This window comes from Psychrobacillus sp. FSL W7-1493, assembly GCF_038004905.1.
Classification (GTDB): Bacteria; Bacillota; Bacilli; order Bacillales_A; family Planococcaceae; genus Psychrobacillus.
This window is the reverse complement of record NZ_JBBOSB010000001.1, coordinates 2,971,652-2,987,442: the sequence shown is the minus strand read 5'-3', so window position 1 is coordinate 2,987,442 and position 15,791 is coordinate 2,971,652. Positions and strand designations below refer to the sequence as shown.

Genomic DNA, 15,791 nt, shown 5'->3' with positions numbered 1-15,791 from the left:
GGCCATTTTTTTGAAAAAATTCTTTGTCGAAATATTGGGTCATTAGTCATTAGTCATTTCTAGCGATAAAACAATAAAAAGATAGGAAGGAAGACAAAAAATGAAAAAGAAAATACTTACAACGATTGGGGTTGTATTAGGTTTAAGCTTTCTAATTGCCATTAATACACCGACCACTACGAATGCAAATTCTAATCTACTATTAGCTTCAGTTGATTGGGTGCAATCTCAATTGAATCCGTTAAATTCAAAAGTAACAACTTTAGAAAAGAAAGTTGCTGAGCAGGACGCTATGATTAAACAACTGCAAAAAGCAGTTTCAGAGGGTGGCACAGTAATTCCGCCTATTCCATCAACACCTGACACACCTACACCTGGTACTTTACCTTCAGTTGTATACACAAATGCTAGCAGCGTGAAGGTTCATAGTGGAGCTACACGTAATTACAAGGTACTTGCAACATTTACAGCAAACAAATCATTAAATGTAATTGATCAGCACGGTACGGGAGCAAACCTATGGTACCGAGTAGAAGTATCTTCAACTGTAAAAGGGTGGGTTCACTCTGGAGACGTTACAACAACAAAGCCAAGTAATGTAACACCAAGCTCTGTTAGTGCAAAAGAAGCAGTGAACATCCGTAAAGGCGCTACAACTAGCTATGCTTCTATCGAACTAGTAGCAAAAGGAACTTCTTTAAAATACATAAGTTCTTTTAAAAATGCAAAAGGTGAAACGTGGTACAATGTTCAATCCCCAAAAGGAAACAAAGGTTGGGTACTAAGTACGTTAACTGAGGTGAGATAATTGAATAAAAAATTTGTAGCAGTATTAGCGGCTGTTTCATTAAGCTTTGCGTCAGCCAATACAGCACTTGCATATAAGCAGGAGACCTATTCGAAGCAAATACAAGTCGAGGTACACAATACTTTTACAACTTCCTTGTCTTTAAATGGGGTATATAAGTTAGAAAATCTTACAACTAAAGAAATGTTCTTTGCACTGCCTAATACACCTATAACATTTTCTCAGGTTAATGGGGAGGTTTCCATTTATCAAATGGGGGCAACTATGTACTCTTCCAAAGGCTATGCCTTACATGCACTTACAGGAAATGAAAAAATAGTTGTATTTCGAGCTCCTGTAGAAGGAAGAAAGGGTGCAACCGCTGATTATGGGGTTGTAAAATCCTATCAACCGTTCCAAGGGGCAAAATATGTAACGGAGTTTACGAATGGAAATGGAGAGCTTTGGTATTCCATTACGGATGAACAGGGGGTTTCCTCCTGGGTACCTGCCAAGGACGCAACTGTAGCGTCTGTTGTCTCTCAGCCACTCGGTAAGACACCAAACGGCTCGCAATATAGAGGAAGCTTCAATGTCGTGAAATCAGGAACTAACGTCCAAATTGTGAATAGACTAGATTTAGAAAACTACTTAAAGGGCGTTATTCCTAATGAGTCTTTTGCTTCCTGGCATCTTGAAGCATTAAAAGCTCAAACGATAGCAGCCCGTAGCTACACGCTAAGCAAAGCTGGCATCTTAAGCAATACCACTAAGGATCAAATGTATAAAGGCTATACATCTGAGCATAAAAACACAAATGCAGCAGTAGATGCTACTAAGGATTTAGTAGTTAAGTATAAAGGAAAACTTGTGGAAGCATTTTATTTTTCAACTAGTGGTGGGAAAACAGCAAATATTGGTGATGTATGGGATTCTACGCAGGTACCACAATTTATATCTGTGGATGATTCGATTGAGCAATCCCCATACAAAAACTGGTCTGTACAAATTCCGGTATCCAATATTTTAACGAAGTTTGGTTTTAGCCCGACTGATCAGCTATTGGATATTAAGCTGACAAAAGGTGGAGCAAATGGTGAAGTTACAGCAGTAACAGCTGTAACCTCTGCAGGAGAGAAAACTATTACAGGAAATGAAACAGTAATGCGTAATGTTTTCTTAGATGCAAGCAACAAATCCTTGAAGTCAAGCTGGTTTGACGTTGCATTTACAAAACCAACTGGTGGAGGAGTAAATGATATTACTGTTCAACAGGCTAATGGAACAACTCCTGTGGATTCGCTGACTGGTGTTTCCGTTCAAACAGCTAACGGTATTGTAACGATTCCAGAAGGATCGATAAGCATCCAAACTAGTAGCGGTACTGTGAACACAGATACTGTACAAACGGGCATTCAATCTGTGACGGTCAACGGAAAAGGCTACGGACATCGTATCGGTATGAGTCAATATGGTGCCAAAGCTCGAGCAGAAGCTGGCTGGACATACGATCGCATACTCAAGCATTACTATCAGAGTGTAACGATTGAAAAATATTAATAAAGCAAAAAGCAAAAAGCAAAAAGCAAAAAGCAAGAACGTTGAGGAATCAACGTTCTTGCTTTTTTATGTGCGCCCGGCATGCGCATGAACTATAGGGTGCAAGTCCCGAACCCCGAAGACAGAAGTAGAGGTTAGCCGAGAGCAAGGGTGTCCGTGGTGACGCGGAATCTGAAGGAAGCTGGAGGCAAATCACCGGTCCGAGGAACACGAATCTCATAGAAGGCTAGGTATGATTGAGTGAGTTTGCATAACAAAACAAAGCTCTTTCTGTCGAAGGTCATACCAAGTAAATGAGGCGGATAGATGGTGTGAAAGTGCATGCGCTTACCCGGGGAGGTCTGATGGAAACGTGAAGTACCCTTCATAACCCACTCCATGAGGAGTGGCTGAACCATCAGAAGTCAGCAGAGGTCATAGTACGAATGGGTCTAGAACCATTCGGAAGGACTGAACAATTAGGAGAGAATAACCCTTGGCTTTCCAACTTGGATGAATGAACACAGAAAACAAAGAAACCTCACGCTTAGAAAGTAGTGGTGAATCCCACGAGGGTATTTGCGGAGGGTGTAGTCCAGTTGGGCAAAAGAAGATAAGTTATTCACGGAAAGGAACGAAATGGCGATGTTGAATCAGATACTGGAACGGAAAAACATGATACAAGCGTTAAAGCGGGTAGAAGCGAATAAAGGAAGCCATGGAGTAGACATGATGCCCGTACAAACCTTACGACAGCACATCCTCGAAAATTGGGAAACCATTAAATCGCAGATTTTGAATGGAACCTATGAACCGCAGCCAGTACGTCGAGTCGAAATCCCGAAACCAGACGGTGGTGTGCGTCTATTAGGTATTCCAACCGTGACAGATCGTTTGATTCAACAAGCTATATCGCAGATATTATCTGAGGAATATGATAAAACATTTTCAGAATACAGCTATGGATTCCGACCAAATCGGAGTGCCCATGATGCCATTCGAGAAGCAAAGGGTTATATAAAAGAGGGTTATCGATGGGTCGTGGATATGGATTTAGAGAAATTCTTTGATAAGGTCAATCATGACCGACTAATGGCAACGTTAGCGAAACGAATTTCAGATAAACCTTTACTAAAACTCATCCGTAAATATCTCCAATCCGGTGTCATGATAAATGGAGTAGTTTCCAGTACAGAAGAAGGAACCCCGCAAGGTGGACCTCTAAGTCCACTCTTATCAAACATCGTATTAGACGAACTTGATAAAGAGTTAGAGAAACGTGGACATAAATTCGTTCGGTACGCAGACGACTGCAATATCTATGTGAAGAGTGAACGGGCAGGGATACGAACAATGGCGAGTATACAACGATTTATTGAAGGAAAACTTCGACTGAAAGTTAACGAAAAGAAATCGGCAGTGGACCGCCCTTGGAATCGAAAATTCTTGGCGTTTAGCTTTACTGCTCATAAAGAACCGAAGGTTCGTATTGCAAAAACAAGTCTACAACGAATGAAGAAGAAAATACGAGAAATTACCTCTAGAAAGATGCCATATTCCATGGAATATAGAATTGAAAAGTTAAATCAATATCTAGTGGGTTGGTGTGGATACTTCGCTTTAGCAGATACACCTACCATATTTAAAATATTGGATAGCTGGATTAAACGAAGATTACGTATGTGCCTTTGGAAGGATTGGAAGAAACCTCGAACAAGAGTCAGAAATCTTACTCGATTAAAAGTTCCTTATGGAAAAGCATACGAGTGGGGAAATACCCGTAAAGGGTACTGGCGCATTTCTAAAAGCCCCATATTACACAGAACCCTTGGCAATTCCTTTTGGGAAAGCCAAGGGCTGAAAAGTCTGCACGTTCGTTACGAAACTTTGCGTCATTCATCTTAATTGAACCGCCGTATACGGAACCGTACGTACGGTGGTGTGAGAGGTCGGGAGTTAATCACTCCCTCCTACTCGATTTCAAAATGAATAAGAATGAGACTATGCAACGCTTAGGGGTTGATTAAACTCGATGTTGGGGGGACAATACTATGCTAATTTGCCATATTATATAGAGTTTACCCCTGATATGACAACTTTAGATTTTGTAATCTCTAACATAAAAGTGTTATTTTCTTTAAGAATTTACTTATTCTTTGATTGTAGCGGCAGGCGGCGACTCCAACGGGATGAGTGAGACAGATAAGACATCACAACCACGCGCGAAAGCGATGGGTGATGGCTTATCGCTCACCCCGTGGAAAGCGTCCGCCTAAAGCGAAAATCGGCTATTTCTCATTTATGATTCTATAAATTATCCTACTGTTTCGGACAAGAAATATGATAAGAGTTTTATTAGTCTTCGCTTATATCTTTTTTATCCCACAAGCTAAACAATAAATATATTGCAGCTGTAGCAATAGCGAAAATTACAGCTCCCGTTACCGGTAAGTAGATGGAATCTAGGAAAAACGAAACGGTCATAATAAGTATAAATGATACAATCATATAACTAAAAAACTTATGGAATTTCTGATGATTATCCGACTTACCTTCAATCAATACATCAACTGCCATAATTATGACGAACTCAATAACTCCATAAATGATAATAAACCAAATTAGATTCGACCAATGATCATATTCAATGCCAACTAGCAATAGGACTCCAATTTCTGCTGCCATGGAGACAATAAGTGTGCCAAGAACACCAACAATTACTAGTAATATACCAAATGCGGTTCCTAAATTTTTCTTCATATAATTTCCCTCGTTATTCGTGATGTCATTTAAAAAGAGTGTAGACAAAGCCAAAATACGAGACTTTGTCTACACTCTACTAGTTATTAAGGTTTTATAAAATTTTGAGTGTAATAAGGAATGGAGCCATGTGTCCATTTCACAAAGTAGACACCCACTCCTACATGGGTGTAGGCAGTGTTTATTACATTTTTTCGATGGCCTAGTGAATTCATTAATGCTTCATGGGCAAAATATGGATCCGTGTATCCCATCGCAATATTTTCTCCGGCATTTCTAAATTGTACGCCACCTTTTTCTAAACGGTCAAAAGGTGATTCACCTTTAAGATTATTATGATTAAAATAATCGTTCTTGCCCATATCCGCACTATGCTTGCGCGCTACATCCGCTGCCTTTGGAGCCGATTGTAAAACTTGTACGCCATGAGCTTTTCTTTCTGCATTGATTAAATCAAATAAAAGATTCTCGTAACCTGTTTCTAGTGTTGTAGACTTTTTGGGATATAAATTTGGATTATTGTTTATTAGTTGGTAGTCTACTAAGTAAATAGCTGAGATTTTATTGTCGTTATGGACGTCTATGAAGAAGTTTGCTTCATATTTTGGTGTCGAGTAAGTGATAATCTCTACTGGGTACGTATTTCCACTTGTTTCATAGCTTTTACCAAATTTGTTCTCGAGCTGACTGATTGTATTGGAAACGGAAATTCCGTTAACTTGAAAGCTTTTATCCTTTGTATATAAAGAAGATATTTTATTGCTAAGTGTACTGATCGCATAAAATTTGTCGTAATTGTTATGGTAAATCCCAGTAATTGCTCCAAATTCGTTAGCGACTGTTTTCTTCGCAGCACCGAGCTTATTGGTGACTGTTGAAATGGAATCACCAATCATAAAAGAAGTTGTCGGAGCAGGTGTGCAATTTAATTGGCTAAGTTTAGATTTAGATGGTGTTTGATAAATAATCGATGTATCGTCCTTAATCACTAATCCGCCACCAAGGTGATAATATGTTGACTTGTTAGCATAGACTCGATAATTATCTCCAGGCTTTACTGTTCGGAATGGTTCAAAGTTGCCATTATTGTTTTTATAAATCGTTGTCGGCTGTTGGATAAGCACTCTACCAATCTGTCCTTTTTTCAGCTCAACGCCATCCCAAGTGACTTTATCTGGACAATCAGCTGCAAAAGTAATTGCAGGAGCAATACTTAAGCCGAATAGTAACACAAGTAAAATTGAGAATTTTTTCATCTTTTTCCATCACTCCTCTACCTAATTATAAATCAAACGACATCAAACTCCAAAAATACTTTTTCGACAATGTCGATTTTTGCTTGGCCGTTTGTTATTTCTGTTACCCACTCTAAAAATTTTAACTCATCTTCGGCTTTGGTGTATACATATATTTCCACTAAATCTGCGTAAGCAATTTCTTTTAGAGGATAGACGGAGTTTCTAATTTCATTTTCAACTTTACCTAGCCATGTATAGTCAATAGAAGCTTTCATTAAATGATGGAGCTGACATTCTACTTCGCCTGCTGCCTCGATGCCTTCCGTAGTCGCTTTACTATAAGCCCGAATAAGGCCCCCACCCCCAAGCTTAATACCTCCAAAGTACCGTGTAACTACTACGACAGTATCTTTTAGTGCTCTTTTCTTAAGGACTTCAAGCATCGGGACCCCAGCAGTACCACTTGGTTCGCCATCATCATTCGCTTTTTGAATGTGATCATGCTCGCCAATTATGTATGCAGAACAGTTATGATTAGCATCTTTATGCTTTTGTTTGATACTATTAATAAAATCTTGTGCTTCCTCTTCTGTCTCAGCTCGTTGTATATAAGTTATAAATCGGGACTTTTGAATAATAATTTCACTTTGTGCGTATCCCTTAATTGTTTGATAATTGTTTCTCATAATAAATTTCCCTCCTAAATGCTTTGAAACATACTTGTAAACTAATTTTAATTTAATTTTAGTTAATTAGTGCTATAATAGAATTTGTCAGTAAAAATGAATGAAGACTCATGTTAAATGTCTAAAGGAGAAAAAACAGATGACGAACAAGAATCTTGAATTGCAATCGTTAGATGTTATTTTCGATCGAATGGTCGAAGTAATGGATCATTCGAAAAAGGATATATTTATTATAAGCGAACAAAGTCGTCAAAGCTTCGAGGAAATGAAAGTTGAGTTAGAAATAATTCGTGGAAGCATTGAGGCCGTCATTCTGGAAGGAGACTCGCTTGAGGCAAAGTCGAGACTTGCTCGTAATAGATTAGCAGAGGTTTCGAAGAATTTTAACTCATACGATGAACCGCAAGTACGTAGCGCTTACGAAAATGCAAATGAGCTTCAAATTAATCTTTTAATCAAACGTAATGAAGAAAAACAACTGAGACAGCGTAGAGATGAACTAGAACGAAGGTTGCAAGGACTATTAGAAATGATAGAACGTGCAGACCAGCTTGTCAATCAAGTCAACATTGTCATCAACTATCTTACTTCAGATTTAAAGGAAGTGGGAGAAGCACTTGAAAACGCAAAAATTAAACAGGATTTTACACTGAAAATTATTGAAGCACAAGAAGAAGAAAGAAAACGCCTTTCACGAGAAATCCATGATGGTCCTGCCCAAATGCTAGCAAACGTCTTACTAAGAACTGATTTAATCAATCTTACGTATCAGCAGCGTGGTGGAGAAGAGGCCATGAAGGAAATTATCGAATTGAAGAGCACTGTGCGCGAAGCACTTTCGGAGGTACGTCGCATTATCTATGACTTACGCCCAATGGCCCTAGATGACCTAGGTTTAATCCCGACGCTCCGAAAATACATTGCCACTACGGGAGAATACAATCCCACAAAGAAAATACATTTTCAAACATATGGAGAAGAAATACGAATTCAGCCCAAATTTGAAGTAGCCATTTTCCGTTTAATCCAAGAATGTCTGACGAACGGACTAAAACACGGTCAGTTTTCAGAAGCATGGGTGAAGGTAGAATGGGTGAAACATAAGATGAACATTATCGTGAAGGATAATGGAGTCGGTTTTGATCCAAAAGTGGTAAAAGAAAAATCATTCGGCTTGATCGGTATGCAAGAGAGAGTCGATTTACTAGAGGGTTCGATGAAAATTTTATCGTCCCCAGGAGATGGAACTACTATTTTGTTTAGTATTCCAATAAATGAGGAATAGAAACTATAGCTGTTTTTTTAATAGGAGGAAATGACCAATGACAAAAATTATCATTATAGATGATCACCAACTTTTCCGTGAGGGAGTAAAGAGAATACTAGACTTTGAAGATTCATTTGAAGTAGTAGCAGAAGGTAGCGACGGCAATGACGTTCTACGCTTATATGAGCAAAACTTACCAGACGTAGTGTTAATGGACATTAACATGCCAACCAAAAACGGCGTAGATGCTACAGAAGAACTAATCGAAAAATTCCCAGAAGCAAAAGTAATCATGCTTTCTATCCATGATGATGAATCTTACGTATCTCACGCATTGAAAACTGGTGCATTAGGCTATATGTTAAAAGAAATGGATGCTGTGGCAATCGTTTCAGCAATCAAAGTAGTAGCTAAAGGTGGCTCTTACCTACACCCAAAAGTAACTCGTAATCTAGTATCAGAATTCCGTCGTCTAAGTGAACGCGAAAACAAAGGAAACTTCCACCAAACGGAAATCCGTCGCCCGTTCCACTTACTAACGAAGCGCGAATGCGAAGTACTACAATTACTAACTGACGGACAAAGCAACCGTACAATTGGAGAAACACTATTCATCTCCGAAAAAACAGTTAAAAACCATGTATCCAGCATTCTTCAAAAAATGAACGTAAACGACCGTACCCAAGCCGTAGTAACCGGCATCAAAAACGGTTGGGTTGAAGTTCGATAATACTATAATAGATTAATATAGTGCCCAATATGTATGCCCCTCCAGATTTTTTTCTGGAGGGGTTTTTGGTTTTGGAGAGAACCTTGCGGAGATGAGAGAGAACCTTGCAGAGACGAGTGCAAACCTTGCAGATATCGAGTCAAACCCTGCAGAGACGAGTACAAACCTTGCACAAACGAAAAACCTTGCGGAGACGTGTTAGAACCTTGCAGAGATGAGCGAGAACCTTGCAGAGACGAGTGAAAACCTTGCAGAGATCGAGTCAAACCTTGCAGAGACGAGTACAAACCTTGCACAAACGAAAAACCTTGCGGAGACGTGTTAGAACCTTGCAGAGATGAGCGAGAACCTTGCAGAGATGAGTGAAAACCTTGCAGAGATCGAGTCAAACCTTGGAGAGACGAGCACAAACCTTGCACAAACAAAAAACCTAGGTGATGCCCTAATAAGTTGCCCGCCCCCCCATCTTATTCTTTCCAAACAAAATATCTTTTCCGACCATTTTCATGGCCTTCTATATTTGCAAAACTATTTAATAACCGAGATGCCGTATAGGGAGAGTCTACTAGACAAAAATGTTGGAAATCCTTAACGGTCATTTTGGATTTCACAAGTAAAAAGAATTCTCTAATAGCTGCCTTATGCGCCGCACGATCCGTATCCCCACACTTCCTACATTTCCATGTAGAGTATTGTCGCTGCATCCCCAAAACTCCACAGCTTGGACACTCGACTCCACGCAGCAAGTCTCCCGGAGCGATTCGATAATACTCGCATAAAGGGGGCATGACATATGGTGATAGACTTCGCTCAATCAAAGAAACAATTTCCTCAAACTTCGCAGAGTCAATTGGCTCACTCAATCCATTACCATGCATTTGATAGATTCTCTCGATCATACTTTCTAGTTTGAAAATTGGATAGTTGGAGGGCTTTTCACGGATACGGCTGGATTTGGCGGTCATGATGATGGCACCGGTCACTTTCATGGTGGGGCACACGTTACGTAGAAATTCTTTTAGGAAGCGGATGTTTCGTGTTAATTGAAAGTAGGGGTTTGGGTAGGCAGTTTCTATGCCGTCTACTTCTTTATAAAACTCTTCGTCTTTAAAATACAGATTGCCGTTCATGTTTTTGGATTCGATTACCATACAGCAGCGGTCACTCACTATTAAACAATCAATCTGTATTTTCCATTCATCCAACAACAAACCTACATTGGAAAATATATGATAGTTCCCATCCAATCTTAATTCCTCGAGCTTCCCGAGTAACCGATTTTCACCGCGTTCCCCGGCTTCACTTCGTCTTATATCCTCGGTGACGAACGTAAATTGCTCATGCTCCAACGACAATCTTTTTAATAAAATCTTCTGGGTTGGGTACAATAAATTTATTCACCTCCATTCTACATCTATCTTACTTCAAACGTCTGAAAATTTCATTATTTTGAATATCGAAACTTATTCGTTGAGTTTTCGTCCTAACTATGACAAAATAACCAACAGCAGGAGGGAAACAGATGAAACTTATAATACAAGGACTTTCTCTAGCAGCAATTATATTAGTACTTGCTGCTTGTAACGATAAAGAAGAAGTAAATTCAGAATCGGGATCAGTGAACGACTCAACGCCATCACAAACAGAATCTACCCTCGATCACGGTGTAAAGGATAAATCAGACGTAGGCTTCGAAATGTCTTCTGACGGAAATGTGGAAGAAGCAACGAATGTACCTGAAAAGGAAAAAACGGCAGTATTAAATGCATTCAACGAATATATAGAAGCATTTAACGCTGAGGATATCGACCGTTATTTGAGTGTAATCTCTAAAAAACCAGAGGGCTTCAACTATGAGGACGATAAAAAGATGGTAATCGAAACCTTCGAAAATTATGATACGGTACGTACAGCCGAAGATGTGACTATTATCGAATATAACGATAAAGAGGCGCAGGTTTACTCTAATCTTCATATTGCCCTTCATGAGCCCGGATCAGGTGCTAAGCTTGATCGAAATGGTCGCCAGGTGACTGTTTTTGCGAAGGAAGAAGGCAAGTGGTTGGTAACAAGTGTCTATTTCATAGGCGAAACATCTGAATAATGAACCACTTCCCCAACGTATATGATAAATATCATGGTTGGGGTCTTTTTATGCTTTCTTTTCCTATCCAGATTAAGTAAACTAGAGTTAGGAGAGTGATTTCTTATATGACGAAAACGGTAGTAGTAACGGATAGCACAGCGTATATCCCTGAAGAAATACGAGCAAGCTTGAATATTCAAATGGTTCCTCTAAGTGTCGTGATAGGAAACGAGACTTATAGAGAAGAAATAGATATTAATACAACAGAATTTTACGATAAAATCAGAAATGAAAAAGCACTTCCAAAAACCTCACAACCGTCTCTAGGAAACTTCGTAACCACCTTCGAAAATTTGGAGAAGGATTATGACTCCATCATTTCGGTTCATCTATCTAGTGGTATTAGCGGGACATTAGCTGGAGCAGAGCAAGCAGGTGGAATGGTAGATGGAATCGATGTCTACACATTCGATACAGAGATTTCCTGTATGGTACAAGGCTTCTACGTAATACGTGCTGCCGAAATGGCACAGGCAGGAGAAACGCCTGAAGCAATTCTCCAAGAGCTGAACAAAATGAAGCAGTCCATGCGTGCGTATTTCATGGTAGATAACCTGGATCACCTTCACCGCGGAGGTCGCCTAAATGGCTTTGAGCGTGTTATTGGTTCAGTTCTTCAAGTGAAACCAATCCTTCATTTTGAAAATAAAGTCATCGTTCCTTTTGAAAAAGTTCGTACACGCAAAAAAGCGATGAAGCGAATTGCAGACATGCTAGAAGAAGACTCTAAAAAATACGATAAAATCAAGGCAACTATCATTCATGCAAACAACGAAGAAGAGGCTAATGCATGGAAGATACTTCTCGAGGCTATTATGCCAAACGTTGAATTTACGATTAGCTACTTTGGACCGGTTATCGGAACGCACCTTGGAGAAGGATCCATGGGGCTAGGCTGGTACCACGTCGAGTCTTAATGATGAACGAGCAATTACAACAATTTCTCACTGGACGCATATGGCTTCGCGCGCACACACCATTTCCGCGCGAGGTCATTGACGACCATATCCGCACCGGTCACATTCACCTCAAGCCAGGAATTGAAACAATACAATCCCACTCAATATTCCAATCAAACAAGTACATCTGTAATCGATGCCACAACACAAACCCATTCCTATTTTACTCATTTCCATGTTCCCGTTGTAATCAAATCTGTACCTATTGTCGCCATTGCATCCGCATGGGACGAGTTAGTAACTGTTCTGAGCTAATTACGTGGGCAAAAGAGCCAGCAATCGGAACAACTAAAGACATTTTTGGTTGGAATGGTCAGCTGACACCACTACAGCAAAAGGCGAGCGAGGAACTTCTACGCAGTGTCCAAAACAACCAGTCTCACCTGCTGCATGCAGTTTGCGGAGCAGGTAAAACAGAGCTGCTCTTCCCATCGATCTATACCTCTCTACAGGCTGGTAAACGTGTATGTGTTGCTGCGCCAAGAACAGATGTCATTTTAGAGCTGTTCCCTCGATTTCAAAAGGTATTCCCTAAAACAATTATTCATGCCCTTTATGGAGGAGCTCCAGACCAGGAAGGCTTTGCCACATTAATTTTAGCAACAACTCATCAGCTATATCGCTTCGAGCATGCCTTTGACGTTGTCTTTGTAGATGAAGCGGATGCCTTTCCGTACTACGCAGACAAAACCCTTCAGCAAGCCGTTGTCAAAGCAGCAAAGCCAGATGCCGCCATTCACTACGTCACAGCCACACCAACAGACTCACTACAAACAACTAACCATTCCATTCTTTCTAAGCGATATCACGGACATCCATTGCCAGTCCCACGATTCGATAGTCTATGGGGCTACCAGAGACAATTAAACAAAGGTAAAGTACCAAAAAAGCTGCAGCAATGGATGGATGATAAAATCCAAAATAACCTCCCATTTCTCGTGTTTCTGCCAACTATTGAAATGCTTGAGCAATTCCCTGGAGACCTACCTAGGGTTCACGCCGAGCATCCTGAGCGAAAGGAACGGGTCATGCAGCTCCGTGAAAGGAAGATTCCTGGTCTATTAACAACGACGATTCTAGAAAGAGGAATCACGATAGAAAATGTTCATGTTGCGGTAGTGGGAGCAGAACAGGCCATTTTCACTGCTAGCGCACTAATTCAAATAAGCGGAAGAGTAGGGCGTTCCAGCTCTTACCCTGATGGGGACATTGTGTTCTTTCACCATGGGGTAAGTCACGCGATGGATGAGGCAAAAGAAGAGATTGAAAGGTGGAATGAACTATCGTTTGTTTAATTTGTGGAAGTAAGTTTACACGCCCTGCGACTTGGAGGAGGCTATTCCTCTATGAAACGGAGAGTGCTTGCTGTGACAGGTGCATGCAGAAATTTGAAAAGGCAGATACTGTGTTTGATTTCTCCGATTTTATTTGCACCAAATACGAAGGGGCCATCACCGAAGTTAGATCGCTTTATACGTACAATGAAGCGATGAAAGACTATCTTCACCAATATAAGTTTCTTCAGGATGTTGCACTTGCTAACGTTTTTGCAGGAGAAATAAAAGCACTACCTATGCATGGAATAGTAGTACCCATTCCAATGCACCCAGAGAAGTTAAAGGAAAGAACCTTTTCTCAAGTGGAGGAGTTATTAAACCATGCAGACATACCATTCCAGAATCTTCTTATCAAGTCTACTCCCAGCGAGCAAGGGAAAAAGTCGAAAAAGGAACGTTTGGGAGCAGAGAATTTATTCGAACTGATCCACCATGTCGAAGCAACGCACTATATTTTATTCGATGATATATACACTACTGGAGCTACCGTCCACCAGGCTGCGAAAATACTGAAGGACGCGGGTGCTAAGAGCGTGGAGGCCATCACTTTAATAAAAGGCTAATCTGCCGATATAATACATAACTAGCAGAAATAGTGGAGGTATGGTCATGGGAGAGCTAAAGAATTGCCCAACATGTGGCGAGTTTTTTAACTATACTGGGTTAAGAGAAGTATGTAATCCTTGTGCAATGAATGAGGAAAAGCAATACGAGATTGTTTATCGATTCCTAAGAAAACGAGAAAATCGAGCTGCTACCGTAGAACGTATTGTAGAAGCAACCGGAGTGGAAGAGTCACTTTTACATAAATGGGTTCGTAAAGGGAGACTACAGCCAGCAATGTTCCCGAATCTTGGGTATCCATGTGACAGCTGTGGTAAATTGACTCAGGTAGGAAAGCTTTGTGGGAAATGCACCCAGGAGCTTAAATCAGGTTTACGTCAGTTCGATGCTGCAAAAGAATTCCGAGATAAAGTAAATAACCAAGAAGCAGTCTATTATAAGGACCAGAAATAGAGGCTGAGACAAAACTATTGTCCAAATAAAAAGCTTCGTACATCGTAAATTTTTTCGAGCTTCTATCCAATCGCCTTTAGTTGTTTTCCGTTACGGCGGTCGCTTTCCGGGGGCACGGCTTCAATCTCCTCGTCGCTTCGCTCCTGTGGGGTTTTCAGCTCGCGCTGTTCCCCCAGGAGTCGCCGCCTTCTCTCCAAACAACTAAAATGGAGAAATGTCTTTAAAAAATTTGCAGCAAGAAAAGCGCAACCGCCTGTTGGGGCAAGGCAGTTGAGCTAGAAAAAAATTTATCCATAGGCCAGAATTTTATAATTTCCTAAGCAGTAAAAAACGTGAAATCATGTTGTCGATTTCATGTTTTTTTACTTATTAACTAGTTATATCCCAGCCTCTTTCCTTATAGTTTTATAGACCTACAAAAAGTTTATGATGCTCGTATAATAAGACTCTTTGCCTATTCCAATCATTTCCTTCAAAAGAACTCTAAACACTCGCGAAAATAAACCGAAATAAACAATAGACAATTTTATGAACGAAAGGGGAATGTATATGAAAATCACCAACCATGGTGTTAATCAAATCAATCCATACCAACGTAATCAAATGCAAGTAGGAAAAACTCAACAAACGATGAAGCAAGCCGCTGACCAACTAGAAATCTCATCTGCAGCAAAAAGTATGCAGACGAAATCACCTATAGAGGTCAATCAAGCAGAGCGCGTTGCAGCTCTTAAAGCAGAAATCGAGGCAGGCACTTACAAAGTGGATGCGAAGCAGCTAGCTACAAATATTTTAAAATATTATCAAATCTAAAGGAGACCCGAGCATGTCCATCGAAAATATTCTGCACTCTCTAACGAACTTAAATATGCTTCACAAAAGTTTATTAGACATTGCATACAAAAAAACAGAAGCAATCAAAACGGGGGACATGGACAGTCTTAACAAGCTGCTCAAGGATGAGCAAGCGCACGTAGCCGGTATTTCTCAGCTAGAGCAACAGCGTCAATTAGGGGTAACGGATTACCTTCGAGCAAAAGGAATTGCTCCAATCGACAACCCAACTGTAGCCCATGTCTTAGAAAACACCAACACCGAGAAAGAAAAGGAGCAGCTAAGTGCTGCACGAAACCAGCTTCTTCTCACATTAGGAACGCTTAAAGACCAAAACGACCTAAACCAAAAGCTAACATTCCAATCACTACAATTTGTCAACATAACATTAGATATGCTACGACCAAAGCCAGATCAAATAAATTATTCGAAGAACGAAGTAAAGGGTCCTTCCAAGGATAAATCATACTTCGATTCACAAGCTTAAGGAG

At 40.2% G+C, this 15,791-nt stretch carries 16 protein-coding genes; 12 read left to right on the top strand and 4 right to left on the bottom strand.

Annotation, left to right across the window (positions count from 1 at the left end):
- Positions 1 to 100: 100 nt before the first annotated feature.
- The 3 genes from MKX96_RS15075 (at position 101) to ltrA (ending at position 4,231) form a co-directional block, all read left to right on the top strand.
- A complete protein-coding gene (locus MKX96_RS15075) occupies positions 101 to 808 on the top strand; it encodes an SH3 domain-containing protein (protein ID WP_340884799.1) in 708 nt (235 codons plus the stop codon).
- Positions 809 to 2,347, top strand: coding sequence for a SpoIID/LytB domain-containing protein (locus MKX96_RS15070; RefSeq protein ID WP_340884797.1), 1,539 nt, complete (start codon positions 809 to 811; stop codon positions 2,345 to 2,347). It begins immediately after the preceding gene.
- Positions 2,348 to 2,971: 624 nt separating this feature from the next.
- Positions 2,972 to 4,231, top strand: a complete 1,260-nt coding sequence (gene ltrA, locus MKX96_RS15065; RefSeq protein WP_340885944.1) for a group II intron reverse transcriptase/maturase — start codon at positions 2,972 to 2,974, stop codon at positions 4,229 to 4,231.
- Between the two features lie 450 nt (positions 4,232 to 4,681).
- On the opposite strand, the gene MKX96_RS15060 is transcribed toward ltrA, so the two are convergent.
- The 3 genes from MKX96_RS15060 to MKX96_RS15050 all read right to left on the bottom strand — a co-directional run bounded on the left by MKX96_RS15060 (position 4,682) and on the right by MKX96_RS15050 (position 7,010).
- Positions 4,682 to 5,086: a histidine kinase gene (locus MKX96_RS15060; RefSeq protein ID WP_340884795.1), complete on the bottom strand. Its 405-nt coding sequence runs from the start codon at positions 5,084 to 5,086 to the stop codon at positions 4,682 to 4,684.
- 86 nt (positions 5,087 to 5,172) lie between these two features.
- Complete coding sequence (locus MKX96_RS15055; RefSeq protein WP_340884793.1) at positions 5,173 to 6,342, bottom strand: CAP domain-containing protein; 1,170 nt, start codon at positions 6,340 to 6,342, stop codon at positions 5,173 to 5,175.
- Positions 6,343 to 6,374: 32 nt separating this feature from the next.
- Positions 6,375 to 7,010, bottom strand: a complete 636-nt coding sequence (locus MKX96_RS15050; protein WP_340884789.1) for a YigZ family protein — start codon at positions 7,008 to 7,010, stop codon at positions 6,375 to 6,377.
- Positions 7,011 to 7,149: 139 nt separating this feature from the next.
- On the opposite strand from MKX96_RS15050, the gene MKX96_RS15045 reads away from it, so the two are divergent.
- Positions 7,150 to 8,295, top strand: coding sequence for a sensor histidine kinase (locus tag MKX96_RS15045; protein ID WP_340884786.1), 1,146 nt, complete (start codon positions 7,150 to 7,152; stop codon positions 8,293 to 8,295).
- Positions 8,296 to 8,332: 37 nt separating this feature from the next.
- Positions 8,333 to 9,007 (top strand): response regulator, encoded by a 675-nt coding sequence (locus MKX96_RS15040; RefSeq protein WP_251552765.1) that lies wholly within the window; start codon positions 8,333 to 8,335, stop codon positions 9,005 to 9,007.
- A gap of 467 nt (positions 9,008 to 9,474) precedes the next feature.
- On the opposite strand, the gene MKX96_RS15035 is transcribed toward MKX96_RS15040, so the two are convergent.
- Positions 9,475 to 10,395, bottom strand: coding sequence for a nuclease-related domain-containing protein (locus MKX96_RS15035; protein WP_340884783.1), 921 nt, complete (start codon positions 10,393 to 10,395; stop codon positions 9,475 to 9,477).
- A 134-nt stretch (positions 10,396 to 10,529) separates the two neighbouring features.
- Between MKX96_RS15035 and MKX96_RS15030 the strand changes: the two genes are divergently transcribed.
- The 7 genes from MKX96_RS15030 (at position 10,530) to MKX96_RS15000 (ending at position 15,787) form a co-directional block, all read left to right on the top strand.
- On the top strand, positions 10,530 to 11,111 hold the full coding sequence (locus MKX96_RS15030) for a nuclear transport factor 2 family protein (RefSeq protein WP_340884781.1): 582 nt from the start codon (positions 10,530 to 10,532) through the stop codon (positions 11,109 to 11,111).
- 107 nt (positions 11,112 to 11,218) lie between these two features.
- Entirely contained in the window at positions 11,219 to 12,070 is an 852-nt protein-coding gene (locus tag MKX96_RS15025; protein WP_340884780.1) for a DegV family protein, read from the top strand.
- A 266-nt stretch (positions 12,071 to 12,336) separates the two neighbouring features.
- Positions 12,337 to 13,407: a DEAD/DEAH box helicase gene (locus MKX96_RS15020; RefSeq protein WP_340884777.1), complete on the top strand. Its 1,071-nt coding sequence runs from the start codon at positions 12,337 to 12,339 to the stop codon at positions 13,405 to 13,407.
- An 83-nt stretch (positions 13,408 to 13,490) separates the two neighbouring features.
- Positions 13,491 to 14,012, top strand: coding sequence for a ComF family protein (locus tag MKX96_RS15015; RefSeq protein WP_340884775.1), 522 nt, complete (start codon positions 13,491 to 13,493; stop codon positions 14,010 to 14,012).
- A 46-nt stretch (positions 14,013 to 14,058) separates the two neighbouring features.
- Positions 14,059 to 14,466, top strand: a complete 408-nt coding sequence (locus MKX96_RS15010; RefSeq protein WP_340884772.1) for a TIGR03826 family flagellar region protein — start codon at positions 14,059 to 14,061, stop codon at positions 14,464 to 14,466.
- 549 nt (positions 14,467 to 15,015) lie between these two features.
- Positions 15,016 to 15,279, top strand: a complete 264-nt coding sequence (gene flgM, locus MKX96_RS15005; protein WP_340884770.1) for a flagellar biosynthesis anti-sigma factor FlgM — start codon at positions 15,016 to 15,018, stop codon at positions 15,277 to 15,279.
- 13 nt (positions 15,280 to 15,292) lie between these two features.
- Positions 15,293 to 15,787, top strand: a complete 495-nt coding sequence (locus tag MKX96_RS15000; RefSeq protein WP_340884768.1) for a flagellar protein FlgN — start codon at positions 15,293 to 15,295, stop codon at positions 15,785 to 15,787.
- Positions 15,788 to 15,791: the final 4 nt, after the last annotated feature.